Genomic DNA, 25,305 nt, shown 5'->3' with positions numbered 1-25,305 from the left:
CGGATATCCCGAGCATAAAAACGGAGAGTCGGCATGGACATCGATAAGAATGCGCCAGGCAATATTTCTCAGCAGGAAGTCACACGCGGCACTGATAACGAGACAGGGCATGACCCAAGGCGTGATGAGGACAAGATCCCGCTGCCGCCTGACGACGATGCACCTCTGGAAGAGGATATGTCGGATGTGGACGCCGCTGATTCAGTAGCGAGCGAGCATCCTGACAACTGAGTAAAGTCAGCTAGCAAACCCGGCGATTGTGTCGGGTTTTTTATTGCCCACGGAAAGGGTAATTCAGCAAAAGGAATTTGCAGATATTGAAAGAATTCAGATGCGGTAACTGCAAAAGACTTCTCGCCCGCACGGGTGGGTTTACAGAGCTCCAGATCAAATGTTCCCGATGCGGGACGTTGAATCATGTGAAGACCGCGAGCCTCGAGCAATCGCCTTTGAGCGACATGAAAGCGGAATCCTCCGCGATAAATCATTCGACTCAATAGGTGAATACACATGAACACTATATTGAACTTCATCGTCTCTGAGAGCGCCAGGTCGCAGCATTCGCGTGCGGTTAATTCAAGGCGCGTGTGCTGCGTAATAGCTAAAGGATGGATAGGAAAAAGGGAGGCTCTATGTTTACGATTGACTACAACACTTATCGCACGCTTAAACCTTACGGCAAACGTGTACGTTTCCTGGTGTTGCACTACACCGCGTTGGACTTTTCTGGCTCGGTCAAATCGCTGACCACCGGGGCTGCAAGTGCGCATTATCTGATCCCGGATCCAATCGATCCGAGCTACATTGCGGCAGGCTTCAAGGGGCAGAAAATTTTCAGTCTGGTGGCGGAAGAGGACCCTGCGTGGCACGCAGGTGTCAGCCAGTGGGCCGGTCGTTCAGGGTTGAACGACACCTCTATCGGTATCGAGATTGTTAACCAGGCCACGGATGTCGACGGCGTTTTCACGTTCCCTGACTACCAGGCTTCGCAAATCAGAGCCCTCAAGCAATTGGCGAGGAACATCCTGCAACGTTACCCGGACATGTCGCCGAAAAACGTGGTAGGCCATTCCGATATTGCGGTCGGTCGCAAATCAGACCCCGGCCCCAAGCTTCCCTGGAAAGACCTTGCGCAGGCAGGTATCGGCGCCTGGTACGAGGATTCAGTCAAAGACAAATACCTCCAGCAATTCAGTGGCGAAATTCCTGAGCGTGACCAAGTGGTTCAGGCGTTTTCCCGCTATGGCTATGGCATTGAAACGCCCACTTCTGATGGTTTTTTCAGTGCGCTGGTACGGGCTTTTCAACTGCACTTTCGGCCTGAAAACCATGATGGCGTGCTGGATTGCGAAACCTGCGCGATCTTGTATGCACTGAATGAAAAATACGCCTGAGTTCGTGCGGCACTCAAAGCTCGATCTTCATTTCGAAGCGCCGAGGAGGGCAACATGGTCCTGTCCGAGCAACAGTTAGTTAAAGTCTTACCACGCTCGCGGCTTAAAGCCGGCGTCTTCATTTCTGCCTTAAACACGGCCATGTCACACCACCAAATCATCACACCTGAGCGCATGGCCGCATTCCTCGCCCAAATCGGCCACGAATCCGGTCAGTTGCTCTATGTGCGCGAACTGGGCAGCGATCAATACCTGAGCAAATACGACACCGGCACCCTGGCGGCGCGTTTGGGCAACACCCCCGAGGCCGACGGCGATGGCCAGAAGTACCGGGGCAGGGGGCTTATCCAGATCACGGGGCGGCGCAATTACCTTGCCTGCAGCCAAGCGTTGTTCGGCGATGAGCGCCTGTTGCAGCAACCGCAACTGCTGGAGCAGCCGCAATGGGCATGTGAGTCCGCCGCATGGTTCTGGCAGAGCAATGGTTTGAATGAACTCGCCGACAAAGGCCAATTCACTACCATTACCCGGCGCATCAATGGCGGGCTGAACGGGCTGGATGAGCGTTTGCAACTGTGGGCGCGGGCGAAGGCAGTGTTGGGCGTTTCCTGAGGTGGCGTGCGCGTCGTCGGCCGTTAGCGTCTTGATGCACTCTGTAACTTGCATGGCCGATAGGCTCCTGTAGGGTAGGCAATTCCCCGCCCATTCCTGGAGACGACCGTGAAGGAAATCACTCAACTGGCCGCTGAACTGGGTCGCCGTTTGCAGGTGCTCAATGCCCACGTCACCACTGCCGAGTCGTGCACCGGTGGCGGTATCGCCGAAGCCATCACGCGCATACCGGGCAGTTCGGCGTGGTTTGAGGCCGGGTATGTCACTTACTCCAATCGGCAGAAGACCCGGCAGTTGGGCGTGCCGGAGGCGTTGTTCCCCAAGGTCGGCGCGGTCAGCCAGGAAGTGGTGGAGGCGATGGTGCGCGGTGCGCAGGAAAAAAGCCTGTCGCGCTTTGCCGTGGCGGTCAGCGGTGTCGCGGGGCCGGATGGCGGTTCGCCGGACAAACCGGTGGGCACCGTATGGCTGGCGTTCGGCGTGGGCGATGAGGTGACGGCCGAGCTGGCGCACTTCCCCGGCAACCGCGACGAAGTCCGCCGACAAACGGTAAAGGCCGCGCTGGAGGGCTTGTTGCGACGAGCTGCAGCAGAAATCGAAAATCAGGGGTAGGCGATCCCGGATCTTTGTGGAACAATACTGTCTACTTATACAGGTGTTGGCCGTCAGGCCTTATTGATTACGTGAGGACTTTAATGGACGACAACAAGAAGAAAGCCTTGGCTGCGGCCCTGGGTCAGATCGAACGTCAATTCGGCAAGGGTGCCGTAATGCGTATGGGCGATCACGACCGTCAGGCGATCCCGGCTATTTCCACTGGCTCTCTGGGTCTGGACATCGCACTCGGCATTGGCGGCCTGCCAAAAGGCCGTATCGTTGAAATCTACGGTCCTGAATCTTCCGGTAAAACCACCCTGACCCTGTCGGTGATTGCCCAGGCCCAAAAAATGGGCGCCACCTGTGCGTTCGTCGATGCCGAGCACGCCCTGGACCCGGAATACGCCGGTAAGCTGGGCGTCAACGTTGACGACCTGCTGGTTTCCCAGCCGGACACCGGTGAGCAAGCCCTGGAAATCACCGACATGCTGGTGCGCTCCAACGCCATCGACGTGATCGTGGTCGACTCCGTGGCTGCCCTGGTACCGAAAGCTGAAATCGAAGGCGAAATGGGCGACATGCACGTGGGCCTGCAAGCCCGCCTGATGTCCCAGGCGCTGCGTAAAATCACCGGTAACATCAAGAACGCCAACTGCCTGGTGATCTTCATCAACCAGATCCGTATGAAGATCGGCGTAATGTTCGGCAGCCCGGAAACCACTACCGGTGGTAACGCGCTGAAGTTCTACGCTTCGGTCCGTCTGGACATCCGCCGTACCGGCGCGGTGAAGGAAGGTGACGAAGTTGTGGGTAGCGAAACTCGCGTTAAAGTCGTGAAGAACAAGGTTGCTCCGCCGTTCCGTCAGGCAGAGTTCCAGATTCTCTACGGCAAGGGTATCTACCTGAACGGCGAGATGATCGACCTGGGCGTACTGCACGGTTTCGTCGAGAAGTCCGGTGCCTGGTATGCCTACAACGGCAGCAAGATCGGTCAGGGCAAGGCCAACTCGGCCAAGTTCCTGGCGGACAACCCGGATATCGCTGCCACGCTTGAGAAGCAGATTCGCGACAAGCTGCTGACCCCAACTCCAGACGTGAAAGCTGCCGCCAACCGCGAGCCGGTTGAAGAAGTGGAAGAAGCCGACACTGATATCTGAAGCAAACGATGACTGTTGTACTGGATACACTCGTCGCCGTTCGGCGCACTGCGATGGACCTGCTCGCTCGCCGCGAGCATGGTCGAGTCGAGCTGACGCGTAAACTGCGTCAGCGCGGTGCAGAGCCTGAGATGATCGAAACAGCCCTCGACCGTTTGACGGAAGAGGGACTGCTTTCCGAAGCCCGCTATCTTGAAAGCTTTGTTTCCTACCGCGCGCGCTCCGGCTACGGCCCGGCGCGAATTCGTGAAGAACTGAGCCAACGCGGCCTGCAACGTGCCGATATCGATCTCGCCCTGCGTGAGTGCGGTATCAGTTGGCAGTCGCAGTTGGAAGATACCTGGCGTCGAAAATTTGCCGGCCATTTGCCGATTGATGCCCGAGAGCGTGCAAAGCAAGGCCGCTTCTTGAGCTATCGCGGGTTTTCGATGGACATGATCAGTCGGCTGCTCAGCGGTCGAGACATGGACGATTAAGTCTTCAGGCGGGTAAAAATCTAAATGTGTTGGTTGCCGGGATGCCAAATCCCGATAAAACAAAAGGCCCACTACGACAGTAGTGGGCCTTTTTTTTTGCCTTAAAAAATCACGCCGGCTCCGGCGCCACCCGCTGCTGTGTCTTGCCCTGAGCCTGAGCCCAGTTCTCCGGCAAATTGATGTAGTCCACCAATTCCCGCAGGCGGCCCTGATCACGGCCATTGAAGTTGAACACCAGACGGGTCAAATGGCTGAACCTGGGCTCATCGTGTTCCTCGCCTGTGTAAGCAAGCTGTTGAAACTCACCGCTCAAGCGCAGGCTGGCAAACTCTGTCTGCAAATGGGCCAAGGCCCGCTCACTGAGTCGGTGGTTCATGCGCACCACAAACTCACGCTTCAACCAACGCGTGGAATGGAAGTTGGCATAGAACTGGTTGATCTCCGCCACCGCTTCTTCAGCGCTGTAGACCAGGCGGAGCAGCTTGAGATCGGTGGGCAGGATATAGCGATTGGCCTCCAGCTGGTTTCGGATAAAGTCCAGCGCGCCTTGCCAGAAACCGCCACCGGGGGCATCCAGCAGCACCACCGGCACCAGCGGGCTCTTGCCAGTCTGGATCAGGGTCAGTACCTCCAGCGCTTCATCCAGGGTGCCGAAACCGCCTGGGCACAGCACCAGCGCATCGGCTTCCTTGACGAAGAACAGCTTGCGCGTAAAGAAGAAGTGGAAAGACAGCAGGTTGTCGGTGCCATCAATGGTCGGGTTGGCGTGCTGTTCAAATGGCAGGGTGATGTTGAAACCCAGGCTGTGCCGCAGGCCAGCGCCTTCGTGGGCAGCAGCCATGATGCCGCCGCCGCCGCCGGTGATCACCATCAGGTCCGATTGTGCCAGCAGTGCGCCGACTTCCCGGGCCAGGGCGTACAAGGGGCTTTCGACTGGTGTGCGTGCCGAGCCGAACACGGTCACCTTGCGGCGGCCCTTGAACTGTTCCAGTACGCGGAAGGCGTTCTCCAGCTCGCGGATCGCCTGCAAGGTGATCTTGGCGTTCCAGCGGTTGCGGTCATCCTGCGCCATGCGCAGCACGGTGAGGATCATGTCGCGATAAAGGGGGATATTCGGGCTGTTGGGAGCGACCAACTGGAGTTGTGCGTCGACCTGCTGCGTGAGGTCAGCGCCGTTTGCTTCAAAATGACGGAGCAGGCGGTCATTCGGTTCGTAAGGCATTCAACTTCTCCTTCTTCACAGAACCTGGGCCATCGGCGAGAGATTCGTCCGCGGCCACGACACTGCATGTGTCGCTGCACGCCCTTGGCGTTGCACGGTGTTCGCCAGGCGGCAAAACGGGCTCTGTATGTTCCTTGTGATTTGGAAACCTTTGCACTGCAAGTCGCAGGAGGGCAACCTTCTTTTGCCCTGAAAATGTTACAGAACGGCGTGGAAAACGCTGTAGATGGGCTGCCGGGATGGCTTGATCATGAGCCGAAAAACCCATGGCTGGCAACCGCTTATTGGTCACTCATCACGCAGTTTAGTCGTTGCCGAGCAAATGCAGCGGGGGAGGTGTGCGCCACTGGACAGCAGCGCACGATAGCCGAACGGCGGTTTACTTTTTCTTCTTGGCAGCCGCGGGTGCCGGGCAATCGGCTTCAACAAACTTGACCGAGGCTACCGGGCGGTTGGTCTTGTTCTCGGTGATTTCATAACGCATCACAGCGCCCTTGGCCATCAGCTCGCGGTAGCCTTTGTTCAGGCACACGCTTTGACCCAGCTGGAAATACACGGCCTTTTGGTTGGCGCGCATCTGTTCGGCACGATCAGGTTGCACACTGAGGTGATCGATCAGTTGCATACCTTCAACGGTGTAGGCCACTTCCAGGGTTTTGTCATCGATTTCCCGGGGCAGGTCCTTGTTGCTTTCGGCCGCGACGCTTTGCAGCTTCCTGTTCATTTGGGCCTCCAGCAGCGACGCCGCGTGGGCACCCATGGGCAGAACCAGCGCAAGGGCGACGGATGGGGCAACAAGACGCAGCATGGAACGCAGCATGAAACTCTCCTGATTCGGTTACTGGTGCATAGACCAGCCACTGCGCTGTGCGTTCAGTGGCGCGCAATTATAGGTGACTGCTTGCCACTACAGCCAGGCGTATCGCTGGTAAACTGCGGACACTTAGCCTTGTTCGAGTTTTTTCTGTGTCGATTGACCTCTGCTCGCGGTGCAGCCGATGAGCCACGCTGTCTCCCGCTTGCGTACCCAGCGCCTGGCGCGCGCCGTCCGGCCGTTTCTAAACCGCGGCTCACGGGCCGAACGTTGCCCCGGCTGCCGGGTGATTCCCGAGTACTGCCTTTGCGCCTGGCGCCCGACAGTGCAGGCCCGCTCCGCCATGTGCCTGTTAATGCATGACGTGGAACCGATGAAGCCCAGCAACACCGGCTGGCTGATCGCCGATGTGATCGACGACACCACCGCGTTCGCCTGGTCACGCACAAAAGTGGACCCCGAGTTGCTGACCCTGTTGGCCGACCCGCAATGGCAACCTTATATCGTGTTTCCGGGCGAATTCGTTGCGCCTGAGCGGGTGTGCAGCGAGGTCAAGGTGCAAGACGGCAAGCGCCCGTTGTTTATCCTTCTCGACGGCACCTGGAGCGAAGCACGCAAGATGTTCCGCAAAAGCCCTTATCTTGCGCATTTGCCGGTGTTGAGCCTGGCGCCCGAGCAGCTGTCGCGCTACAAGCTGCGTCGGTCCAGGCGCGATGATCATTTCTGTACCGCCGAGGTTGCGGCATTGTGCCTGGAGCTGGCCGGCGACCCAGCGGCCAGCGAAGTGCTGGACGCCTACCTCGATGTGTTCAGCACGCATTACCTGGCGGCTAAATTCCAATTGCCGGTGGACCCTGCGGACAGCGTGCACACGCGGCTCGCGCCCCATATCCCGACGGTATAACCAGACGACGTTTGCATGATGGCACCGTAAACACGCAACCCGCTAAAATGCCCACGGGCGTAGTGCTTGACCCCCCAGACTGCGCTGGGCATGCTGGGCGCCGATCAGGGCTCCCCTAAAAACAGGATCATTTAATCAATGGCCACATACGAAATCCTGATAGCTGATGACCATCCGCTGTTTCGCAGTGCGCTGCATCAGGCCGTCACCTTGGGCCTTGGCCCTGACGTGAACCTGGTGGAAGTCGCCAGCATTGCCGAGCTGGAAGCCCGCCTTAACGAAAAGTCCGACTGGGACCTGGTGCTGCTCGACCTGAACATGCCCGGTGCCTATGGTTTCTCGGGGCTGGTGCTGTTGCGCGGGCAATACCCGCAGATCCCGGTGGTGATGGTCTCGGCCCAGGAAGAGGCCGACGTGGTGGTGCGCTCCAAGGAGTTTGGTGCCAGCGGCTTCATTCCCAAGTCCAGCGCCATGGAAGACATCCAGAACGCGGTGCGCAAGGTGCTCGATGGTGATGTGTCCTGGCCGCCGCAAGCGTTTGAAGAAATCAACGTGTCCGACGAAGCCAAGGCCGCCCGTGATGGCCTTGCCAGCCTGACGCCGCAGCAGTTCCGGGTGCTGACCATGGTCTGCGAAGGCCTGCTGAACAAGCAGATTGCCTATGAGCTGAGTGTGTCGGAAGCGACCATCAAAGCGCACGTGACCGCGATATTCCGCAAGCTCGGCGTGCGCACCCGCACCCAGGCGGCGCTGCTCTTGCAACAACTTGAGTCAATTTCGCAGCATTAAGCTGTACCCGATTCACGCTTTTTTGACTTTGCGTGATCTAGTTTCCCCACTTCTTTGGTTCAGTTGCCTACATCTATGTCGCCTTTCAAGGGTCAAACCGGTATCAAACGTATCTTCAACGCAGGGGGCTATTCCCTGGATGGCCTGCGCGCAGCTTTCACCGGCGAGGCGGCATTCCGTCAGTTGGTGTTGCTGAACGTGATCCTGATCCCGCTGAGTTTCTTCCTGCACGTCAGTCGGGTCGAGCGCGCCTTGCTCATTGCGGTCTGCCTGCTGGCCTTGATCGTTGAGTTGCTCAACTCGGCGGTGGAAGCGGCTATCGACCGGATTTCCCTCGACCGCCACCCGCTGTCAAAAAACGCCAAGGACATGGGCAGCGCCGCGCAATTTGTGGCGCTGACCATGATCACCCTGGTGTGGGCCGTAATCCTGATCTAAGCCTCAGGCAATGTTCGGCAGCACGATCTCGTCGCTGCGCTGAACCCCGGCGGTAAACGCACGGCACAGTTCCAGAAACTCGCGCATCGCCGAGGTCTGGTACTTCTGTTTATGCCAGATGAAGTAGAACTGCCGGGCCAGGTCCAGGTCCGGGGTTTCCACCGGCACCAAGCTGCCGCGACGGAACGCATCGCGCAGCGCCAGCCGGGAAATGCAGCCAATCCCCAACCCTGACTCCACCGCGCGCTTGATCGCTTCGGTGTGTTCCAGCTCCAGGCGGATATTCAGCGCGCTGCGGTGATGGCGCATGGCCTGGTCAAAGGTCAGGCGCGTGCCCGAGCCCTGTTCGCGCAGGATCCATGCTTCGTGGGTCAGCTCTTCCATGGTCGCCACACCGCGCTTGGCCAAGTGATGCTGCGGCGCACAGAACACCACCAACTCATCCTCGACCCAGGTTTGTACCTCGATGTCCGGGTGGCTGCAGTCGCCTTCGATTAGACCCAGGTCAATTTCGTAATGCGCCACTTGGTGCACGATATTGGCAGTATTCTGCACATGCAGCTTCACCTGACTCTCGGGGTGCTGCTGCATGAAGCTGCCGATCAGCAGGGTGGCCAGGTAATTGCCGATGGTCAGGGTAGCGCCGACCGCCAGGGAGCCGAAGCCGGACTTGCCATTAAGCAGGTCTTCGATTTCCTTGGCCTGGTCCAGCAGGGCCACGGCCTGGGGCAATAGCTGATGGCCGAGGGCGTTGAGGCTCAGGCGTTTGCCCGCGCGGTCGAATAATTGGCAGCTGGATTGACGCTCCAGCTCGGTGATTGAGGTGCTGGCGGCGGATTGAGATAAGGCCAGAAGGCCAGCAGCGCGTGAGACGCTTTCCTGCTGGGCGACGGCGACGAAGACTTGCAGTTGACGTAGAGTAAATCGCATATCGATATAACCGATAACCCTTATCTTAATAATCCAGTTAACAGATATTGTCGCCGCCATTAGAATGCTGTGCAATTGCGCATCTCATCTTTGGCGCAGACCCATTTCCAGGAGTTCCCCGTACATGAGCAACATGAACCACGAACGTGTCCTCAGTGTTCATCACTGGAACGACACGCTGTTCAGCTTCAAGTGCACCCGCGATCCGGGCCTGCGCTTCGAGAACGGTCAGTTCGTGATGATCGGCCTGCAACAGCCCAACGGCCGCCCACTCATGCGCGCGTACTCCATTGCCAGCCCGAACTGGGAAGAGCATCTGGAGTTCTTCAGCATCAAGGTGCCCGATGGCCCGCTGACTTCCCAATTGCAGCACTTGAAGGAAGGCGACGAGATCATCATCAGCAAAAAACCGACAGGCACCCTGGTGCTTGACGATTTGAAACCGGGCAAACATCTGTACCTGCTCAGCACCGGTACTGGCCTTGCTCCATTCATGAGCGTGATCCAGGACCCGGAAACCTACGAGCGCTTCGAAAAAGTGATCCTGTGCCACGGCGTGCGTTACGTCAACGAAGTCGCTTACCGCGAATTCATCACCGAGCACCTGCCGCAGAACGAGTTCTTCGGTGAGGCGCTGCGTGACAAGTTGATCTACTACCCGACCGTGACCCGCGAGCCGTTCGAAAACGAAGGCCGCCTGACCGACCTGATGCGCAGCGGCAAGTTGTTCAGCGACATCGGCCTGCCGCCGATCAACCCCGAGGACGACCGCGCCATGCTGTGCGGCAGCCCAAGCATGTTGGACGAGACCAGCGAAGTGCTGAACAGCTTCGGCCTGAAAGTTTCGCCACGTATGCGTGAACCGGGTGATTACTTGATCGAGCGCGCGTTCGTCGAGAAGTAAACACTGCTCAAAAAAATGTGGGAGCCGCTCATGTGGGAGCTGGCTCCCACAGTTGTTTTCGGCGTTTACTTGGCCGGTACTACTTCCAGCACGCAGATGACACCCGCCTCTGGATAGTGCCAACGCACATCCACATCCCAGAACTGCGCGCCATATTCACGCTCAGGCCCTGGCGTCTGATATGCCGGTCGTGGGTCCTGGGCCAAACACTGCTCGATCAGCGCCACCAGCGGCTCATCAAGGCGCTGCGCGTGGCCTTGCGCCTGCAACAGGGCGGCCTTCAACCACTGCACGGGAATCAGCTGCGGCGCACTGCTGGCAATATCATTGGTGGCGGTGTCAATGATGTCCGCGTACGGCACGTACGGCTTGATATCCAGCACCGGCGTGCCGTCGAGCAAATCGATTCCGGAAACCCACAGGCGGCCCGGCTCGACCTTATCCAGCTTCACCACGGACTGGCCAATGCCGTTGGGGCGGTGCGTTGCGCGGGTGGCGAACACGCCCATGGACGTGTTGCCGCCCAGGCGTGGCGGCCGCACCTTGAGGCGCGGCTTGTCTTCCAGGGCCTGGTGGAACAGAAACAGCAGCCACACATGGCTGACTTGCTCCAGGCCCTGCACCGCCTCGCCCTGGTCGAACGGCGCCACCAGCTCCAGCACGCCACGGGCGGCCGGGGCCAACTGCGGCTGGCGCGGGATGGCGAACTTCTCCTTGAAGCAAGAGCGCACAAAGCCGACGGGCGAGACCGAGTAGCTCATGGCTTATGCACGAACTCGCAGGGTCAGGCCCTTGAGGAAGTTGCGCAGCAACTGGTCGCCACAGGTGCGGTAGTTGGTGTGACCGAACTTGCGAAACAACGCGCTCAGCTCAGGCTTGGACACCGGGAACTCAGCAGCCTTGAGGATAGCGTGCATGTCGTCTTCCTTGAGTTCGAAGGCCACGCGCAGCTTCTTGAGGATGATGTTGTTGGTCACCGGGGTTTCGATCGGCTGCGGCGGACGGCTTTCGTCCTTGCCACGCTTGAAGATCACCAGGCCATCAAGGAAGTGCGCCATGACGTCGTCCGGGCAGAACACAAAACCTTCTTCCTCGTCTTTCTTGAGGTAAGTCAGCAGGTCTTCCTTGGTGACGTCCATGCCGCCGAGCTTGATGATCTCGACCATCTTGTTGTCGCTGATGTCGAGCATGTAGCGCACGCTGCGCAATACGTCGTTGTGAATCATGGTGGGCAATCCTGGTATTCAACTGAGGGCACCGCGCAGAGTCGCCGGTGCCGAGAAAAGGGGGGGCGGCTTAGAACTTCTCTTTGCCGGACAGGTAACGCCATTGGCCGACCGGCACCTTGCCGATGGACACGCCGCCGATGCGGATGCGACGGATGGCGATGACTTTCAGACCGACCGCTTCGCAAAACAGGGCGATTACGCCCGGTTGCGGGTTTTTGAGTGCAAACCGCAGGCGGTTTTCGTTCTGCCAGCTGGCTTTGACAGCCGGCAGCTCTTTGCCTTTGTAGGTCAGGCCGTGGTTCAGGCGGTTGAGGCCATGTGCAACCATGTCGCCTTCAACCTCGACCACGTATTCCTGCTCGATCTTGGCGGCATCGGCGGTCAACTTGCGCAGAATCTTCCAGTCCTGGGTGAACACCAACAGGCCGCTGGCCTTGGCCTGCAGGTCGGCGCTGGCGGTCAGGCGCAGGAAGTGGCCTTTGAGCGGGCGTTTGCTGAAACGGTGCTCTTCGGACAGCGTCTCGGCGCTGATCGAGGCCATCGCCGTTTCCACATCCACACCCACCGGGGCGTGCAGCAGGATGGTCACCGGTTCCGGCACCGTGGCTTTAGCCTCTGGGTCCAGCTCGACCTTCTGGGTGGTGACCTTGAATTGCGGTTCGTCGATCACTTCACCGTCCACCGAGACCCAGCCGCCTTCGATAAACAGCTCAGCCTCCCGACGGGAGCAACCGACCAGTTCGATAAGGCGTTTGGAAAGGCGTATGGGGTCAGTCATGACAAGGGCCGTAGCAAAAGGGGGCGGCTATTGTACCTGTGTGGGCGCGGTTAATCCCGGACCCATTTCAGCGTAGTGGTTTTATTGGTCAGTGCGCGGTTCAAAATGTGGGAGCGGGCTTGCTCGCGAAAGCGGTGCGTCAGTCAACAGAGGTGTTGAATGTGCTACTGCCTTCGCGAGCAAGCCCGCTCCCACATTGGCACTGCATTCAGTCAGCCACTGCGCAGCTGCTGTTGGCGCAAGCGCATATGCAGCAGCGGGTACGGCTGGCCAAGGCCATCATGCTCCGCACGTCCGACCACCTCGAAACCCTGCTTGAAGTAGAACCCCAGGGCCTGCGGGTTCTGCTCGTTAACGTCCAGCGCATCGGCATTCAGGTGCTCGATCGCGTATCGCAGCAATTGCCGACCCAAGCCCTGGCCACGGTACTGCGGGTCGATAAACAGCATCTCGACCTTGCCGGCGGCCACCCCGGCAAACCCGGTGATGCGCTGGCGCGCGTCCTTGGTGCAGATCAGCATCACCGCGTCCAGGTAGCGCGTCAGCACCAGCTCTTTGAGCAGTACGATGTAGCTGTCCGGCAAAAAATCATGGGTCGCTCGCACGGAGTCTTCCCAGATTTGCGCCAATTGCGCGTAGTCGCTGGTTTTAGGTGTGTGGATAACCGAATGCTGACGCATGCCCGCTGCCCCTTGCCGATGATCGGCGCTGATGGGCAAACGATAGACCTAAAAAAGCCCCGCATCTTGCTCAGAGGCGGGGCTTTTAAGGTTTTTTTGATCAGTCGCGCTTTTCAGCCCACAGGTCGTACTCGTCGGCATCCGTCACGGTGCACCAGACCTTGTCACCCGGCTTCAAGCCGCTGGCATCGTCGATAAACACGTTACCGTCGATTTCCGGCGCATCGAAGAAGCAACGGCCCACTGCGCCTTGCTCGTCGACTTCGTCGATCAGCACTTCGATTTCCTTGCCGATGCGCAGTTGCAGACGTGCCGAGCTGATGGCCTGCTGATGCGCCATGAAACGCTCCCAACGCTCCTGCTTTACGTCGTCCGGCACGATGGCCGCGTCCAGCAGGTTGGCCGGGGCGCCTTCCACCGGCGAGTACTGGAAGCAACCAACGCGATCCAGCTGCGCTTCGGTCAGCCAATCCAACAGGTACTGGAAGTCTTCTTCGGTTTCGCCTGGGAAGCCGACGATAAAGGTCGAACGGATGATCAGCTCCGGGCAGATCTCGCGCCAGTTCTTGATGCGCGCCAGGGTCTTGTCTTCAAAGGCCGGGCGTTTCATGGCCTTGAGGACTTTCGGGCTGGCGTGCTGGAACGGGATGTCCAGGTACGGCAGGATCTTGCCGGCGGCCATCAACGGGATCAGCTCGTCGACGTGCGGGTACGGGTAAACGTAGTGCAGGCGCACCCACACGCCCAGGCTGCTCAAGGCTTCGCACAGTTCGGTCATGCGGGTTTTGACCGGCGCGCCGTTCCAGAAACCGGTGCGGTATTTCACGTCGACGCCATAGGCGCTGGTGTCCTGGGAGATCACCAGCAGCTCTTTGACGCCGGATTTGACCAGGCGCTGGGCCTCGTCGAGTACATCGCCCACCGGGCGGCTGACCAGCTTGCCGCGCATCGACGGGATGATGCAGAAGCTGCAGCTGTGGTTGCAGCCTTCGGAAATCTTCAGGTAGGCATAGTGGCGCGGCGTCAGCTTGATGCCTTGCGGCGGCACCAGGTCGATCAGCGGGTTGTGGTCCTGGCGCGGCGGCACCACTTGGTGCACGGCATTGACCACCTGCTCGTACTGCTGCGGGCCGGTCACGGCCAGCACGCTTGGGTGCACGTTGCGGATATTGCCTTCTTCCACACCCATGCAGCCGGTGACGATGACCTTGCCGTTTTCCTTGATGGCTTCGCCGATCACTTCCAGGGACTCAGCCTTGGCCGAGTCGATGAAGCCGCAGGTGTTGACCACCACCACGTCGGCGTCCTGGTAGGTGGACACAACGTCGTAGCCTTCCATACGCAGTTGCGTAAGGATGCGCTCGGAGTCGACCAGAGCCTTCGGGCACCCTAGCGATATAAACCCTACACGTGGATTATTACTCATATACTCACAGCCTGCAGGGTCTACCCTGGTCAAAATTCGTGGCGCGCGATTGTAGTCGCTGTGCAAAAAATGCGCAAAAAGTATAGTTGCCTTTAACAATCATTCGCGTTTGTCGTTGGGAGAGTTTGCTGAATGGATTATCGGAATAGTGAGCCTGATGGAGTTTACATAGATGAATTTGGCCGTGTAACAGATGCGGCTGGAAATTTTGCAAAAAGCACAGGGGATGTTGTATATACGTGGGAACCTAACGTTCTAATTAAAAAGAAGAACGCTTATTCGAAGTTGGAGCTTCTAATTGCTTCAATAATTGCCGCATTTTTTGCGTTGTTTCTTCTGATTATGCCGACTGGTTTTACAGTGGTATTGTCGCCAGACTCTTTAAAGTCTATAGATTATAAAGTCGTCATCGCTGTTTTAGCGCTGGCTGTTGGTGTGTTTCTTTGCTATGTGCAGTATCGCGAAAATGCAAGCCCGAAACACGCGACTTCTTCAAGTTTTGTAGATCTAGATGAACGGGCTAGTAATAGAAAGTTTGAGACACAGATTCTTGAGTTAAAGCACCGTCTTCATACGGTAAACTCGAAAGTGCATGACGTTGTAGACGAAAATCCAGAAGTTAAAGTTGCCGATTCTAAGCAAGAGCATCGGGAGTTTACGTCTGTTGAAAGTTACATTCATGGAATTACGAAATCTCTTGATAGACACATAGAACTCTCGGAAAAGAAGGCTTCTAAACTCCTCGATACTGGGACAATGTATTTGCGACGGGGCATCTATTTTTACGTCGCTTCTATTTTTGTTTGGCAAATAATAGCTCATGTGTGGGGTGTTGATAAGCAGTTGATTTTTGGCGTCGTGTCATGCTCGCTAACATTCTTGGTAGTCGAATTTTTGGCGGCCTGGTTTCTTAAGCAGTATCGAAGCTTCATAGATTCGTCTATTCAATTTATGAAAGTCAAATCAGTTTTTGATCGCTACCTTTTGTCATATTATGCGGTTAAAGAGTTCACTGGTGGAGACTCCGAAGATTTAGTTGCGACGAAGGCGCAAATTCTGAAAGTACTATCGGAAGAGATAAAATGGCCTGAAGCATTAAATACGAAAGCAGCTGATATGAATCATATGGTTCAAATGTTCGACTCCTTGTCCGGAATGCTTGAAAAGATTAAAAAAGTCTCCACGAAAAATGATGCAGGCGGCGCTTAAATGGAAACCGTTGGGCAGTCTCACCGTCCCAAAGTTTATAGCTATTTACGTTTCTCTGATCCCAAACAAGCGGTCGGGAATAGCGCCGATCGTCAGCTTCATTATGCTCAGCGCTGGGCTGTCCAAAAGGGTTTAGTTTTGGACGAAACCTTATCGCTGAGAGATGAAGGTTTGTCCGCCTATCATCAACACCATGTTAAGCAGGGAGCGCTTGGTGTTTTTCTACAAGCAGTCGAGGATGGACGGATTGTAGATGGTTCTATCTTGATCGTAGAGGGGCTTGATCGACTTAGTCGAGCAGAACCAATACAGGCTCAGGCCCAGTTGGCTCAAATCATAAACGCGGGTATTACCGTAGTTACGGCCAGTGATGGACGTGAGTACAACCGTGCAGGTCTAAAGGCCCAACCAATGGACCTTGTTTATTCACTCTTGGTAATGATTCGTGCGCACGAAGAGTCTGATACAAAATCAAAGCGTGTAAAGGCAGCAATTCGCCGGCAGTGCGAGGGGTGGAACGCAGGTACGTATCGTGGCCTCATTCGAAACGGTAAAGATCCACAATGGCTTCGCTTGTCCCCCGAAGGCTGGGAGTTGATCCCCGATCGTGTAGCCGCGGTGAAACGTGCGCTTGAGCTGTATAGCCAAGGCCTCGGTGCGGGGCGTGCTGCAAACGTTATGCATGATGAAGGATTCAAACTCACGGAGTGGGGTATATCTGGCCTCCAAATTTACCGGATGATCAAACAGCCAGCCCTACGGGGCATAAAGCGCTTGAGTCTTGACGGTGAAGACTATGAACTAGAGGAGTACTACCCGAGGGTTTTGTCAGACATCGAATGGGCCGAATTACAGCACCTGGCAAGCCAGCGATTCCGCCGCCGTGGTGCTGGGGAAATACCGGGCATCATCACCGGCGTCGGATTAGCTTATTGCGGCTACTGCGGAACTGCAGTGGTAGCGCAAAACATCATGAGTCGCCGGCGCGCCGACGGCACCATCGCTGATGGCCATCGCCGTTTGCACTGTACCTCTTACAGCAAGAACGGCGGATGTTCCTATGGTGGAAGCTGCAGCGTGGTGCCGGTTGAACGTGCGGTTCTCAGCTTTTGCTCCGACCAGATCAATCTGGCCAGGTTGCTGCAAGCTGGTGATGCAGGTCAGACGGTCCAAAAGCGCTTGGTCGCTGCTCGAGCTGCTGTTGCCAAGATTACCAACCAGTTGACCAAAGTCACCGATGCGCTCCTGGCTGATGAGAGTGGCGCTGCGCCGTTAGCGTTTGTTCGTAAAGCCCGTGAGCTTGAACAACAGCAGGCAGTAGCGGAGCAGACCGTTACTCAGTTAGAACACGAAGCTGCAGCTACGGCTGGAGCAGTGCGGCCGGCCCAAGCTGAGCGTTGGTCAGAGCTGGCAGCGCTAGTAAAGGAGGGCGACTACAGCGCCCGTGAGCAGGTCCGGCAGTTGGTTATGGATACGTTCAATCGCATCGTAATCTTCATGCGCGGAATGGAAACTGACGGTCGTAACGGACCGTTCATTGACGTGCAATTGTTCTCGCGTTCCGGTCAACATCGCTTGCTTCGGATCAATCGAAAAAATGGGGAATGGGTCGCGAGCGAGGACTGGGAATAGCTTGAATGTGACAGCTGAGACAGATCGGTTATACTGTTTGTTTATACAGTAGTAGCAAGGAGCTTTCATGTCGAGTCAAACCTCATCTGGTGCCGTCAGCCAGTCGTACACACCGTACGAGAGTCTGATTCTCCGTATCCACCGCCAGATAAACAGCTCTGCCGCCCAGGACAAAAGACAGACCGTTATAGTCCTACAACCTGGTGAAAGTGCAGACGATTGGGACACATTCTTGGACCAACTGGAGATGGAGGAAAGCGTGCGGGTCACGCATATCGACGCGAGCGCTGCTCAACTGAAATGGACAAATCAGCATTTTTCTCAAGTAGCAGTCGGCTAATTTATTTTACGAAAAATTAGGTTTTGGCTTGATATAAAATAAGCCGTAGGCTAATTTATTTCCGTCTGTACCTGGCAGTCATTTGCGCTGCCTAGGGCGTAACGGAGATTTACCGAATGCATACTCTTCATCTGCCTCCCTCCGCCAGGGGGAGGCTTTCTCAGCAGATTACCCAGAACGGCGTATTCGTACATACCCTCCTTGATAGCAATGGTGTGGGTTGTGCGACGGCGTCCGTCGCTATTGAACAATGCGAGCGCGCCGTATCGATGAGTGTGGCGTTGGGTGACAGTGTCAACACGATCACGCTGGCTGTTCGGAAAGATACTGGGCTGCGCGCCGTCAGGTTTCTTGAAGACCTGATTAGTGGGGTGAGCGTCAGCACCGTGCCGGAAGTCGATGAGTATCTGCTGGTGAGCGATCTGGAGTTCGTCCTTCGCGAAGCGGTGCGATTGCAGCAGGGCACGTATGAGCTACCAGTGGAGGAGATCGAAAACCTTTGGTTAATGCTTCGGCCGAGCGTATGTGAGCCCACGCGCACCGTCTTCCACTTCGAACTGGATAGCGTGGGCATAACCTTACCGCTTCGCTTACCTAATTCTCGTGACCAGGCTTACGAACTGCTCTCTGCTTGTGTGCGAGAGTTTATAGCGACCTATCGTAGGGAGCGCTGAACAATGACCAACCTGTCCCTTACCCTTTCGGAATTAGATCAGCGATTGCTTAAGAGCGGCATCACCGGTTGGAGAGGCGCTAACCACGATATTGATAGCGCCATCAATTCTGAAAATTGGGCTGCGATCGAACGCGCTCAAAACGATCGGGCACTGCATGCAAATGCGATCGCTCTGATATTCCACAAGTACACGGACACTGCGACAGAGCAAGGGGCCCAATTATGATCGGTATTCCACAGACAGGCTCCCTTGAGCACGGACGCATCAGCGCAAACGTCACCAGCGGCTACCGGTTCACCACCGCGGACGGCCGACCGGCGCGGCTGGCGATTATCGACGACCAGGGTAATGTGGTTGAGTCAGGTGATACCGTGGCCAAGGAGGCGTGGAACGTATGCATTGCCGTTGTTAAGAACTTTAAGATAGGGCAGGGGCATATCGTCGTGCACAGCGCCCCCCCTGGTATCGTGCCTTCGAATGTCGTGGCCCCGGCTAAACGAACTGCGGTAGGCGGATAAATGCCGAACCTGGTCAGGGCGAGTGTCTACATTCCAATAATTTTCGCGTCGATCGCCCGGCCGATAATCTCCCAACTTTCGTCGAGCACAACGGGCTGATAACTGGGATTCAATGGTACGAGGTAGCCCACGCCGGCATCGAGTACGTATTGCTTGAACGTGGCTTCTCCACTGGTAAGGTTCCGCGCAACGTAGAACTTCCCACTGATGAGGTCGAAGCCCTCCGGGCAGATCAAGATCGGCGTGCCTTCTGGAAATGTGGGCGGCGTGTCCGAGGTCATGGACTTGCCCTTGACGCGCAACCAGTAACCTTTTGGGCCAGCGTTCACCGTGGAACTCAGCCACTCATCCGAGATACCACTCGGATAGACCCCTGTCGACTCAATCCCTCGACCTGCATCAACCCAGCTAACCAGCGGATATTCAGTGGCGTTCCGGTGAGGCTGAACCATGGGACTGACGTTCGCCATCTCGGCGATTTCTGCTGCCAATCGCGGGCTGAAACTTTCAATTGGTTCCTGGATCGCCTTCGCCAGCACTGCTGCAAACCGGGCGTTCAGCGGATTTATGCCGCGCAGGTACTGGTTTACGGACACAGGGGTGATTCCTGCCGCTTCAGCGATCTTTTTTTGAGTGAGCTTTAACAGATTCTTTTTCGCGAGAAAGAGATCGTTTGCAGCTTTGCACTCAGCCATTAAAGGGGCGGACAGCGGTTTTTTTGAGGTCGTCATGCAGTGATTATAAGCCGTAGGCTAATATTTATTGGTTAGCCATTGGCGTCGTATTTTCGATAATAGAAATAGCCATTGGCGTATTTAATCTTGAGGTTGATTTAGCCATAGGCTAATATTCTGCGTTCATAGACACCTAAGGTGTATGTCGTGGAAAAAATCTCGTTGAGTGACTTCGTCAAAAAGATCGGCCAGGCCCGGGTTGCTCGTGCGTTGGGCGTCAAACCAGCCTCCATCGCGAAAGCGTTGAAAATGCGTCGAAACATTGAAGTGACAGTGGGCGCGGACGGCGCCTGTGTGGCTCAAGAGGTGCGGCCCTTTCCGTCCAATGTCCAGGATGATCAAGACGCGAAGCAGCCTACGAGCAGCAACGCCGCATGACTACGTCCAGTTCTCGACAGTTGTCTGTCTCCCGTGACCAGGTCCTAGTTGCCCACGCCGTCGAGATGATTGCTCGCACTGGTTTCAGCCAGGATGACTTCGCTCAGGTACTGAGTGCGAATTTGCACCATCAGATCCCCGCCAAGGCTTCCAGCAAGGACGTGCCGGATTTCTCAGCTCTTGCCCAGGCAAGCGACTCCACGTCCTTTCTAAGGGCGTCGGGTGCCTGGCTGCGCCGCGTCGGCCGTTGGTTGAGTGGCGAAGTCGATCTACCGAGTTGGGTAGAGGAATCGTGGGTAGAGGCATTGGATGGCGACTTTAAAGAGAGCTGCATCAATGAGCTTGCCAGTCGCCACGGTCTGACTGGTGCGCGTGAGCTGAATGGCGAAGGCAGTCCGTTAGGGGCGTTTGGTCAACTGGTGGCACGCTTAGGCAGTACCGTCGCCTTGGGTAGCGAGATTCTTGCTGATGGGCGTATTGACGGTGAGGACTTGGAAAAGCTACCTGAGTTTGTCGATCGGCTGCGTTCGGTTGAGGCTCGATGCGCAGAGTTGCGTGCACGTGCTGAGACGGTGCTGCTTGAGCAGCCTGAGCGACCTCACCTGTCCCAGGTGAACTAGCTTTCGTGACTACCTTGGACAAGGAAAGCCAATCGCGTCCGGCCGGCGGCCGTAAGGGGAGCCCCGTTAAAGGCCGACCCGCCGCTGTGCATCGAGACAAGAAAAGCCCCCACGCTGCTTTGCACGCCCCGATCCGCGCCCCTCGGTATTCGGCGCCGCGTCGTTTGACAGGTCAGCAACTGAAGAACCCGCTGCTACGTATGGCTTTCTCTCGGTTGCGCCAGATCGGTGACCTACGCGGCAAATACCTGCGGGATCTGGACACCATCCATGGCGGTCGGCGTACGCGCTCCGAAAAGTTTGATGCCTTGGCCAAGGCTTCCGAGCAGATGCTGCTGCGTCTGGACTTGGCCACCGGTGTGCTGGGGTGGCTCGACGTCGAGCGTGGGCAGTACTTCCTCAACACGCAATGTGGCATCGCGGAAGATTGCGAAATGTCCCCAGCTTCTCTCAACCGCCTTATGCACAGCATGGACCTTGCTGGGTACGTTTATCGGCGAATTGAGAAAGTGCGTCTGGATGAAAAGGACGAGGCCGGACTTAACCTGGTGCGAACTCGCGTCCTGGTCCGATTCACCGAGAAGTTCTTTGCAGACCTTGGCGTGCGCTATCTTTGGTACCGGGCCAAAAAGGCCGCGCTCAAACGCCGAGACAAGGAGCTACGCGAAGTCAGCGGCCTGCGAGCGGCACGTCAAGAAAAGGCGTCCTTGGAAGCGTTTCGGCGACAGCAATCGCGCAGCAACTGGGAAAAGAGTGAGGCGCGCAAGGCGGCTCATGCGTATGGCCAATACGAAACACTTATCCCTACTGGCGGATCACCTGGAGGGTTAAAGCCTCCCCTGGAGCCGGACAGAGGCTCAGGTGGCGTGGACGAGTCCATGGCACGCCTGCTACGCAACGTCCAGGTCAAGAAAGACACACCGACGAATTAATCGCATCCCCTGCGAGGCCAGGTTACGCCTGGTGGTCGAAAAACCATCCTAACGCTGTACTTTTCTCGCCCGCATGCGTCGTTGTGCGGATAAATTCGCCGCGTCATCCCCCATTTTTATGGTCACTTTCCTGCGGCGCCGGCGCGCGCCCGCGCGATCCAGAAAGCCTTTGAATTAAACGGAATTTTATACCCCTCCCAGCATCCCCAAAGGGTAAAAAAAAGAGATTTTCGAGGTGTCCACAGGGTCAGTGTGTTGGGTACATGATGATGCCTTCGCCCAGGGGCTCAGTTCGCTACGCTCAGCTTTTTATGAGGAGCGCGGGCTGCGCGCCCGCCCAGCGGCAGGGCAGTGCCCTGCACCCATGCTAGATACCCAGCACTCTGTGCCGGGGATCTAGCGACCACACAGCGGTAATTGGGCGCGCCGAGGTGAGCTGCAAACTTCACGGGCATCAAACGCGGACATGCACCGGCGGCGAATTTGGAATTTTTTGGTGGGGTTTTGACTGGCAACCGGCCGCTTCGCGGGTAGCGCCGCACCACGATCGTTGGAGTCATATGAGAATGTGTTGGCGGCTTATATGCCTGCGCTGCAGGCATTCCGATGTGATAGCCACGAGCGGCGTCAAACAGTGCCCCCTGGTGGCACTGCCTCGGTGAGCATTGGTTAAAGCGAGGAGTAAGCGATTTGGTCTCTGCGGTCAGGCTGGTTGCGAGGCTCCGACCTGGAGGAATAGCTCTTGCTGTTGTTCCGCTGGCAGATTCCTGATGCGTTCGAACAGAAGCGTTTCGATGCGTTGCGTCGGCGGCCGCAACGAGTGCTTGAAAGTCAGCTCGGATACCCAGGTATGCCCGCAATGGGCGTCCAGACATTGGCAATATAGTTTCACAAAGCCCCGGGTAATTTCCTCCCTTGAGCTGATTCTCCCCTTGTGATCGCAGGCAGTGCAGTAGATTCGCATGGACCCCTCCCCAGGGTTTGATGGCCATCATTATGCCTTTCTCATTGGTGATAATCACTAAATACTGTGTATTTGATCAGTGTTTTGTATGGGGGTTTCTTGCTTTTTCCAGCTAATTCTCCTGTCTTGGCGTAATGAGTCGTTGAGCTGGGTGAACAACTGACAAATTGGCCTGATCTCGTTGCTGGTGTACACACGGTCGATCTTCTCGATGTCCCCAAACCCACCGCTGTTCTCCGGGATGATCCCGGCCAGGGCCGGGTTCATCCGCCAGGCGGCGATCACGTCATTGCGTGTGATGTTCTTTACCTTCTCCAACTCGTCCTTGGCCTGAAAGTCCCCCACGGGGATGATCTGAATTGCGTTTTCCTTGCCGTTGGGGATGTTGACGAACATCGAGCGGAAGTTGCCCACGCCCTTGCTGGCGCTGATCTGGGCGCGCAGGTTCTCTTCGTCTTCCTCGGTCAGGTCCGGGTCGTTGGTGTAGAAGATGTATCCCGCGTGCGCGCCGTTGCTGTAGTACCGCCGGCGGAACAGGGTCGCGGCTTCGTTGAGCAATAGCGCCTGCAGGCCGCCCAGGTAGTCAGGCACGCCGTAGATGTTCTGTTCCACGTCGTAGTCCAGGACGTGTTCGATTTCGTCCTGGTCGAAGTCCATATATTTGCTGTCTGGCAGCAACATCCTGAATCCGCCGTCGACCTTCACCCGCATGTTGATCGCTGGCAGGTGCTGCATTTCCAGCACTTCACCAAAAGCGTTGGTATCGCGGTAAAAATAGGCCTCGCCGAACACCATGTAGTCCAGGCTGGCCCGGCCCATGGTCTGCGTGCTACAGCCTTCGGATGGGATGAATTCACGCAACAGCAGGTTGCGCTTGAACTTGGGAATGGCGCCGTGGTGCGCGTTGGCGCGTAGCAGCTTGGCCAGGCCCGCCCGGGACACCGGCGGCTTGTAGATTTCGCCGTCGTCGCTGAGAAATACCCCCAGGTACTCGCCGATGTTGCCGGACAACACCTGTTCGGGTTCCCCGAACGTGAACGCCCGCATGGGCTGTGGCTGTCGCGCCGGTTGGCTGGTTTGGGGCTTTTTGTGTCGTTGCTTGGGCATTGTTTCCGCTCGTGACGTAGCGGCTACGGCGCCGCTTGTTGGTGTTGAGGGGTTCGTTGAACAGGGCGTGCATGATCGACCAGGCGATGTCGGCGTGGCCGGTTGCGTCAGTGCGCGATGCGCTGTAGGTGACCTGGCCGCTGGTGGTGGTGCCGCGCTTAATGGTCAGGAACGCCTGGGCGATATCGGTCCAGCCGGCGTCCCATTCGATGCGGCTCCCCTGGATCGTGTCCTGGGCCTTGAGTACCAGGGTGTTTTTGGTTTCAAGGCTGTAATGGATCGCGGTCGCTCGCGGATAGAAGTCGCGCACCAGGTCAAACACGCCGTAGCCGATACCGGTTGTGTCGATACCGATGTGCTGTACGTTGAAACGCTCGGTAAGTTTCTTGACCTGGTCGGCCTGGTACTTGAACGACTGCCCACGCCAACTGTGTTTTTCCAGGATGCGGAATTTCGCCCCGGGTTCCAGTGGCGGAGCGACCACCACGCACGTGGCGTCGTCGCGGGTGCGGCTCGGATCGTAACCAAGCCACACCGGGCTGTTGCCGAACGGCCGATCCAGATCCGGGTTGAAGTCTTCCCACAACGACAGGTCGGAGTAGCACCGCTCCAGGTCTTTGAGGCCGAACGCGCTCTGGCTGCTGTCGATGAACTTGCAGTAGAACAGCTGCTGGAATTTGTCTTCGTCGTACTCCAGCTGCAGCTGCTCGAGGTCGAACAGATCGCAGCCGCCGGCGATGGCGTCGTCCAGTGTGATGGTCTTGCGCCATTGGCCGTCGGGGCACAATGCGCCCTGGGTGTATGACGCCTCGGTGGGCCAGGTGCCGCCGGCCTTCTTGCCGCGCTTGCTGTTGCGGAATTCCTCGCCCGACCAGAACGGGTACGCCTGGTGCGAGACCGCGCTGGGCGTCGAAAAGTAGGTTTTGCGCCACTTCTTGTGGGTGCCCATGGCACTGGCCACGGTGCTGAGTTTGTCGAAGTCACGTATCCAAAAATACTCATCGACGTAGACGTGGCCATGGTAGCCCTGGGCGGTGCTGCTGTTGGTCGACAGGAAACGCAGCTCGGCGCCGTTGCTGAGCGTGATCGGGTTGCCGGTCAGCTCGATGTCGAACCACTGCTTTGCAAACTGGATGATGTAACTGCGGAAAATCTCAGACTGCGAGCGGCTGGCCGACAGGAATACCTGGTTGTCGCCGGTCAGCACGGCGTCCATGAACGCTTCGCCGGCGAAGTAGTACGTGAGGCCCACCTGGCGGCTTTTCAGGATGTTGCGGATTCGGCACGTCAGCGGATTTTGCTTCGCGGCAAACAGCTCCTGCTGATAGCGGTACATCTTGCTGATGAACTTATCCAGGAAGTCGACTTCGGTCAGCCCGCTAATGTCGTTCTTGGCTTTCTTTTCGCGTTTCTTCCCGCTGCTATCCCCACGCGCCGAGCGTTCGCCACGCGGCCGCTGGCGGCCTTCCTGTGGCTCACCGGAAGTTTCCCCGATCGGTGCTGGCAACGGTTTGGCCGCTTGCTTTAACAGACGCTCGCGCACTGTGGTTAGCCGGTCCAGCTCGTTGAGCTCGTCCTTGGTCAGGCTGCCGGCTTTGTCCAGGAGGAGGGTGATTCGCCGGCCCACGGCTGTCAGCGGTTCTTCATCCGACAGCATGTCTTCCCAACCGCCCTGGCGTATCCAGTAGTAGACGATGCGGATGTTGGGCAGGTTGAGCTGCGCCTGAATTTCCTTTGCCTTACAGCGGCGCAGAAACAGGCGTTTGGCGGCTTCTTTAACTTCGGTCGAGTAGTACATGGGCCGCAGTCTATGCGGCGAAAACGCTGGAAACGCGGGGTTAAATTCC

The 25,305-nt window shown here is 57.1% G+C and carries 32 protein-coding genes; 20 read left to right on the top strand and 12 right to left on the bottom strand.

Features of this window, described 5'->3' with window-relative positions; translation table 11 throughout:
- The first annotated feature begins 33 nt into the window (after positions 1 to 33).
- From FFI16_RS20555 to recX, 7 genes are all read left to right on the top strand, one after another.
- Positions 34 to 231: a hypothetical protein gene (locus FFI16_RS20555; RefSeq protein ID WP_056857599.1), complete on the top strand. Its 198-nt coding sequence runs from the start codon at positions 34 to 36 to the stop codon at positions 229 to 231.
- Between the two features lie 77 nt (positions 232 to 308).
- A complete protein-coding gene (locus tag FFI16_RS20550) occupies positions 309 to 500 on the top strand; it encodes a Com family DNA-binding transcriptional regulator (RefSeq protein WP_138816558.1) in 192 nt (63 codons plus the stop codon).
- A gap of 132 nt (positions 501 to 632) precedes the next feature.
- A complete protein-coding gene (locus FFI16_RS20545) occupies positions 633 to 1,394 on the top strand; it encodes an N-acetylmuramoyl-L-alanine amidase (protein ID WP_138817441.1) in 762 nt (253 codons plus the stop codon).
- A 54-nt stretch (positions 1,395 to 1,448) separates the two neighbouring features.
- Positions 1,449 to 2,006: a glycoside hydrolase family 19 protein gene (locus FFI16_RS20540; protein WP_138816556.1), complete on the top strand. Its 558-nt coding sequence runs from the start codon at positions 1,449 to 1,451 to the stop codon at positions 2,004 to 2,006.
- A 108-nt stretch (positions 2,007 to 2,114) separates the two neighbouring features.
- Positions 2,115 to 2,615 (top strand): CinA family protein, encoded by a 501-nt coding sequence (locus tag FFI16_RS20535; protein ID WP_099548533.1) that lies wholly within the window; start codon positions 2,115 to 2,117, stop codon positions 2,613 to 2,615.
- Between the two features lie 83 nt (positions 2,616 to 2,698).
- Positions 2,699 to 3,757 carry a recombinase RecA gene (gene recA / locus FFI16_RS20530; RefSeq protein ID WP_065926514.1) on the top strand — a complete coding sequence of 353 codons (1,059 nt, stop codon included), beginning with the start codon at positions 2,699 to 2,701 and terminating at the stop codon, positions 3,755 to 3,757.
- Between the two features lie 8 nt (positions 3,758 to 3,765).
- Positions 3,766 to 4,233, top strand: coding sequence for a recombination regulator RecX (gene recX / locus FFI16_RS20525; protein WP_034118389.1), 468 nt, complete (start codon positions 3,766 to 3,768; stop codon positions 4,231 to 4,233).
- Between the two features lie 109 nt (positions 4,234 to 4,342).
- Here recX and FFI16_RS20520 read toward each other — a convergent pair whose 3' ends face one another.
- The gene (locus FFI16_RS20520; RefSeq protein ID WP_138816555.1) at positions 4,343 to 5,455 is read right to left on the bottom strand and encodes a TIGR00730 family Rossman fold protein; all 1,113 of its coding nucleotides are present in this window, start codon (positions 5,453 to 5,455) and stop codon (positions 4,343 to 4,345) included.
- Positions 5,456 to 5,834: 379 nt separating this feature from the next.
- On the bottom strand, positions 5,835 to 6,275 hold the full coding sequence (locus FFI16_RS20515) for a PA3611 family quorum-sensing-regulated virulence factor (protein ID WP_138816554.1): 441 nt from the start codon (positions 6,273 to 6,275) through the stop codon (positions 5,835 to 5,837).
- A gap of 178 nt (positions 6,276 to 6,453) precedes the next feature.
- Between FFI16_RS20515 and FFI16_RS20510 the strand changes: the two genes are divergently transcribed.
- From FFI16_RS20510 to FFI16_RS20500, 3 genes are all read left to right on the top strand, one after another.
- Positions 6,454 to 7,173, top strand: a complete 720-nt coding sequence (locus FFI16_RS20510; protein WP_138816552.1) for a tRNA-uridine aminocarboxypropyltransferase — start codon at positions 6,454 to 6,456, stop codon at positions 7,171 to 7,173.
- 138 nt (positions 7,174 to 7,311) lie between these two features.
- The gene (gene erdR / locus FFI16_RS20505; RefSeq protein ID WP_138816550.1) at positions 7,312 to 7,962 is read left to right on the top strand and encodes a response regulator transcription factor ErdR; all 651 of its coding nucleotides are present in this window, start codon (positions 7,312 to 7,314) and stop codon (positions 7,960 to 7,962) included.
- 75 nt (positions 7,963 to 8,037) lie between these two features.
- Complete coding sequence (locus tag FFI16_RS20500; RefSeq protein WP_017137081.1) at positions 8,038 to 8,400, top strand: diacylglycerol kinase; 363 nt, start codon at positions 8,038 to 8,040, stop codon at positions 8,398 to 8,400.
- A gap of 3 nt (positions 8,401 to 8,403) precedes the next feature.
- On the opposite strand, the gene FFI16_RS20495 is transcribed toward FFI16_RS20500, so the two are convergent.
- On the bottom strand, positions 8,404 to 9,330 hold the full coding sequence (locus FFI16_RS20495) for a LysR family transcriptional regulator (protein WP_026013711.1): 927 nt from the start codon (positions 9,328 to 9,330) through the stop codon (positions 8,404 to 8,406).
- A gap of 124 nt (positions 9,331 to 9,454) precedes the next feature.
- Here FFI16_RS20495 and fpr point away from each other — a divergent pair, with 124 nt between their 5' ends.
- Positions 9,455 to 10,234: a ferredoxin-NADP reductase gene (gene fpr / locus FFI16_RS20490; protein ID WP_003189055.1), complete on the top strand. Its 780-nt coding sequence runs from the start codon at positions 9,455 to 9,457 to the stop codon at positions 10,232 to 10,234.
- Between the two features lie 65 nt (positions 10,235 to 10,299).
- On the opposite strand, the gene tsaA is transcribed toward fpr, so the two are convergent.
- From tsaA to rimO, 5 genes are all read right to left on the bottom strand, one after another.
- Positions 10,300 to 10,995 (bottom strand): tRNA (N6-threonylcarbamoyladenosine(37)-N6)-methyltransferase TrmO, encoded by a 696-nt coding sequence (gene tsaA / locus FFI16_RS20485; RefSeq protein ID WP_138816548.1) that lies wholly within the window; start codon positions 10,993 to 10,995, stop codon positions 10,300 to 10,302.
- A gap of 3 nt (positions 10,996 to 10,998) precedes the next feature.
- A complete protein-coding gene (locus tag FFI16_RS20480) occupies positions 10,999 to 11,460 on the bottom strand; it encodes a DUF1456 family protein (RefSeq protein WP_003189058.1) in 462 nt (153 codons plus the stop codon).
- A 70-nt stretch (positions 11,461 to 11,530) separates the two neighbouring features.
- Positions 11,531 to 12,241: an rRNA pseudouridine synthase gene (locus FFI16_RS20475; protein WP_058421638.1), complete on the bottom strand. Its 711-nt coding sequence runs from the start codon at positions 12,239 to 12,241 to the stop codon at positions 11,531 to 11,533.
- A gap of 212 nt (positions 12,242 to 12,453) precedes the next feature.
- The gene (locus FFI16_RS20470; protein ID WP_138816545.1) at positions 12,454 to 12,921 is read right to left on the bottom strand and encodes a GNAT family N-acetyltransferase; all 468 of its coding nucleotides are present in this window, start codon (positions 12,919 to 12,921) and stop codon (positions 12,454 to 12,456) included.
- Between the two features lie 100 nt (positions 12,922 to 13,021).
- Positions 13,022 to 14,347, bottom strand: coding sequence for a 30S ribosomal protein S12 methylthiotransferase RimO (gene rimO / locus FFI16_RS20465; RefSeq protein WP_138816544.1), 1,326 nt, complete (start codon positions 14,345 to 14,347; stop codon positions 13,022 to 13,024).
- A gap of 132 nt (positions 14,348 to 14,479) precedes the next feature.
- Between rimO and FFI16_RS20460 the strand changes: the two genes are divergently transcribed.
- From FFI16_RS20460 to FFI16_RS20435, 6 genes are all read left to right on the top strand, one after another.
- A complete protein-coding gene (locus FFI16_RS20460; protein ID WP_138816542.1) occupies positions 14,480 to 15,556 on the top strand; it encodes a hypothetical protein in 1,077 nt (358 codons plus the stop codon).
- The gene (locus FFI16_RS20455; protein WP_138816541.1) at positions 15,557 to 17,188 is read left to right on the top strand and encodes a recombinase family protein; all 1,632 of its coding nucleotides are present in this window, start codon (positions 15,557 to 15,559) and stop codon (positions 17,186 to 17,188) included.
- Between the two features lie 67 nt (positions 17,189 to 17,255).
- Positions 17,256 to 17,528, top strand: a complete 273-nt coding sequence (locus tag FFI16_RS20450; protein WP_138816539.1) for a DUF1654 domain-containing protein — start codon at positions 17,256 to 17,258, stop codon at positions 17,526 to 17,528.
- Between the two features lie 116 nt (positions 17,529 to 17,644).
- A complete protein-coding gene (locus FFI16_RS20445; protein WP_138816537.1) occupies positions 17,645 to 18,202 on the top strand; it encodes a hypothetical protein in 558 nt (185 codons plus the stop codon).
- 3 nt (positions 18,203 to 18,205) lie between these two features.
- Complete coding sequence (locus FFI16_RS20440) at positions 18,206 to 18,430, top strand: hypothetical protein (RefSeq protein WP_138816536.1); 225 nt, start codon at positions 18,206 to 18,208, stop codon at positions 18,428 to 18,430.
- Positions 18,427 to 18,723, top strand: a complete 297-nt coding sequence (locus tag FFI16_RS20435) for a hypothetical protein (RefSeq protein WP_138816534.1) — start codon at positions 18,427 to 18,429, stop codon at positions 18,721 to 18,723. Before FFI16_RS20440 ends, FFI16_RS20435 begins: the two co-directional genes overlap by 4 nt.
- Positions 18,724 to 18,749: 26 nt before the next feature.
- Here FFI16_RS20435 and FFI16_RS20430 read toward each other — a convergent pair whose 3' ends face one another.
- The gene (locus FFI16_RS20430) at positions 18,750 to 19,454 is read right to left on the bottom strand and encodes an XRE family transcriptional regulator (RefSeq protein ID WP_138816533.1); all 705 of its coding nucleotides are present in this window, start codon (positions 19,452 to 19,454) and stop codon (positions 18,750 to 18,752) included.
- A gap of 150 nt (positions 19,455 to 19,604) precedes the next feature.
- Between FFI16_RS20430 and FFI16_RS20425 the strand changes: the two genes are divergently transcribed.
- From FFI16_RS20425 to FFI16_RS20415, 3 genes are read left to right on the top strand one after another with little or no spacing between them, the layout of a single operon-like run.
- Entirely contained in the window at positions 19,605 to 19,835 is a 231-nt protein-coding gene (locus FFI16_RS20425; protein ID WP_138816532.1) for a Cro/CI family transcriptional regulator, read from the top strand.
- On the top strand, positions 19,832 to 20,455 hold the full coding sequence (locus tag FFI16_RS20420) for a hypothetical protein (RefSeq protein ID WP_138816530.1): 624 nt from the start codon (positions 19,832 to 19,834) through the stop codon (positions 20,453 to 20,455). Before FFI16_RS20425 ends, FFI16_RS20420 begins: the two co-directional genes overlap by 4 nt.
- Before the next feature lie 5 nt (positions 20,456 to 20,460).
- Positions 20,461 to 21,387, top strand: a complete 927-nt coding sequence (locus FFI16_RS20415) for a hypothetical protein (RefSeq protein ID WP_256666276.1) — start codon at positions 20,461 to 20,463, stop codon at positions 21,385 to 21,387.
- Between the two features lie 703 nt (positions 21,388 to 22,090).
- Here the strand turns inward: FFI16_RS20415 and FFI16_RS20410 are convergent.
- The 3 genes from FFI16_RS20410 to FFI16_RS20400 are packed head-to-tail and all read right to left on the bottom strand — an operon-like array spanning position 22,091 to position 25,256.
- On the bottom strand, positions 22,091 to 22,351 hold the full coding sequence (locus FFI16_RS20410) for an ogr/Delta-like zinc finger family protein (RefSeq protein WP_138816528.1): 261 nt from the start codon (positions 22,349 to 22,351) through the stop codon (positions 22,091 to 22,093).
- 57 nt (positions 22,352 to 22,408) lie between these two features.
- Entirely contained in the window at positions 22,409 to 23,293 is an 885-nt protein-coding gene (locus tag FFI16_RS20405) for a phage portal protein (protein ID WP_138817439.1), read from the bottom strand.
- Positions 23,205 to 25,256 carry a terminase large subunit domain-containing protein gene (locus FFI16_RS20400; RefSeq protein ID WP_138816526.1) on the bottom strand — a complete coding sequence of 684 codons (2,052 nt, stop codon included), beginning with the start codon at positions 25,254 to 25,256 and terminating at the stop codon, positions 23,205 to 23,207. The genes FFI16_RS20405 and FFI16_RS20400 overlap by 89 nt, the downstream gene beginning before the upstream one ends.
- Between the last annotated feature and the right edge of the window lie 49 nt (positions 25,257 to 25,305).

The sequence above is a fragment of the Pseudomonas sp. KBS0710 genome, assembly GCF_005938045.2.
Taxonomy (GTDB): domain Bacteria; phylum Pseudomonadota; class Gammaproteobacteria; order Pseudomonadales; family Pseudomonadaceae; genus Aquipseudomonas.
The sequence above is the reverse complement of the archived record's forward strand: the minus strand, read 5'-3'. Positions and strand labels throughout refer to the sequence as shown.

What these genes read in the sequence shown, in the direction of transcription:
- FFI16_RS20540 (WP_138816556.1), top strand. Translation starts at nt 1,449, where the DNA reads ATGGTCCTGTCCGAGCAACAGTTAGTTAAAGTCTTACCACGCTCGCGG.
- FFI16_RS20510 (WP_138816552.1), top strand. Translation starts at nt 6,454, where the DNA reads ATGAGCCACGCTGTCTCCCGCTTGCGTACCCAGCGCCTGGCGCGCGCC.
- recA (WP_065926514.1), top strand. Translation starts at nt 2,699, where the DNA reads ATGGACGACAACAAGAAGAAAGCCTTGGCTGCGGCCCTGGGTCAGATC.
- FFI16_RS20435 (WP_138816534.1), top strand. Translation starts at nt 18,427, where the DNA reads ATGATCGGTATTCCACAGACAGGCTCCCTTGAGCACGGACGCATCAGC.
- FFI16_RS20445 (WP_138816537.1), top strand. Translation starts at nt 17,645, where the DNA reads ATGCATACTCTTCATCTGCCTCCCTCCGCCAGGGGGAGGCTTTCTCAG.
- FFI16_RS20555 (WP_056857599.1), top strand. Translation starts at nt 34, where the DNA reads ATGGACATCGATAAGAATGCGCCAGGCAATATTTCTCAGCAGGAAGTC.
- FFI16_RS20460 (WP_138816542.1), top strand. Translation starts at nt 14,480, where the DNA reads ATGGATTATCGGAATAGTGAGCCTGATGGAGTTTACATAGATGAATTT.
- FFI16_RS20430 (WP_138816533.1), bottom strand. Translation starts at nt 19,454, where the DNA reads ATGACGACCTCAAAAAAACCGCTGTCCGCCCCTTTAATGGCTGAGTGC.
- fpr (WP_003189055.1), top strand. Translation starts at nt 9,455, where the DNA reads ATGAGCAACATGAACCACGAACGTGTCCTCAGTGTTCATCACTGGAAC.
- rimO (WP_138816544.1), bottom strand. Translation starts at nt 14,347, where the DNA reads ATGAGTAATAATCCACGTGTAGGGTTTATATCGCTAGGGTGCCCGAAG.
- FFI16_RS20455 (WP_138816541.1), top strand. Translation starts at nt 15,557, where the DNA reads ATGGAAACCGTTGGGCAGTCTCACCGTCCCAAAGTTTATAGCTATTTA.
- FFI16_RS20470 (WP_138816545.1), bottom strand. Translation starts at nt 12,921, where the DNA reads ATGCGTCAGCATTCGGTTATCCACACACCTAAAACCAGCGACTACGCG.
- FFI16_RS20480 (WP_003189058.1), bottom strand. Translation starts at nt 11,460, where the DNA reads ATGATTCACAACGACGTATTGCGCAGCGTGCGCTACATGCTCGACATC.
- recX (WP_034118389.1), top strand. Translation starts at nt 3,766, where the DNA reads ATGACTGTTGTACTGGATACACTCGTCGCCGTTCGGCGCACTGCGATG.
- FFI16_RS20410 (WP_138816528.1), bottom strand. Translation starts at nt 22,351, where the DNA reads ATGCGAATCTACTGCACTGCCTGCGATCACAAGGGGAGAATCAGCTCA.
- erdR (WP_138816550.1), top strand. Translation starts at nt 7,312, where the DNA reads ATGGCCACATACGAAATCCTGATAGCTGATGACCATCCGCTGTTTCGC.
- FFI16_RS20475 (WP_058421638.1), bottom strand. Translation starts at nt 12,241, where the DNA reads ATGACTGACCCCATACGCCTTTCCAAACGCCTTATCGAACTGGTCGGT.
- FFI16_RS20400 (WP_138816526.1), bottom strand. Translation starts at nt 25,256, where the DNA reads ATGTACTACTCGACCGAAGTTAAAGAAGCCGCCAAACGCCTGTTTCTG.
- FFI16_RS20500 (WP_017137081.1), top strand. Translation starts at nt 8,038, where the DNA reads ATGTCGCCTTTCAAGGGTCAAACCGGTATCAAACGTATCTTCAACGCA.
- FFI16_RS20495 (WP_026013711.1), bottom strand. Translation starts at nt 9,330, where the DNA reads ATGCGATTTACTCTACGTCAACTGCAAGTCTTCGTCGCCGTCGCCCAG.
- FFI16_RS20545 (WP_138817441.1), top strand. Translation starts at nt 633, where the DNA reads ATGTTTACGATTGACTACAACACTTATCGCACGCTTAAACCTTACGGC.
- FFI16_RS20450 (WP_138816539.1), top strand. Translation starts at nt 17,256, where the DNA reads ATGTCGAGTCAAACCTCATCTGGTGCCGTCAGCCAGTCGTACACACCG.
- FFI16_RS20515 (WP_138816554.1), bottom strand. Translation starts at nt 6,275, where the DNA reads ATGCTGCGTTCCATGCTGCGTCTTGTTGCCCCATCCGTCGCCCTTGCG.
- tsaA (WP_138816548.1), bottom strand. Translation starts at nt 10,995, where the DNA reads ATGAGCTACTCGGTCTCGCCCGTCGGCTTTGTGCGCTCTTGCTTCAAG.
- FFI16_RS20440 (WP_138816536.1), top strand. Translation starts at nt 18,206, where the DNA reads ATGACCAACCTGTCCCTTACCCTTTCGGAATTAGATCAGCGATTGCTT.
- FFI16_RS20520 (WP_138816555.1), bottom strand. Translation starts at nt 5,455, where the DNA reads ATGCCTTACGAACCGAATGACCGCCTGCTCCGTCATTTTGAAGCAAAC.
- FFI16_RS20420 (WP_138816530.1), top strand. Translation starts at nt 19,832, where the DNA reads ATGACTACGTCCAGTTCTCGACAGTTGTCTGTCTCCCGTGACCAGGTC.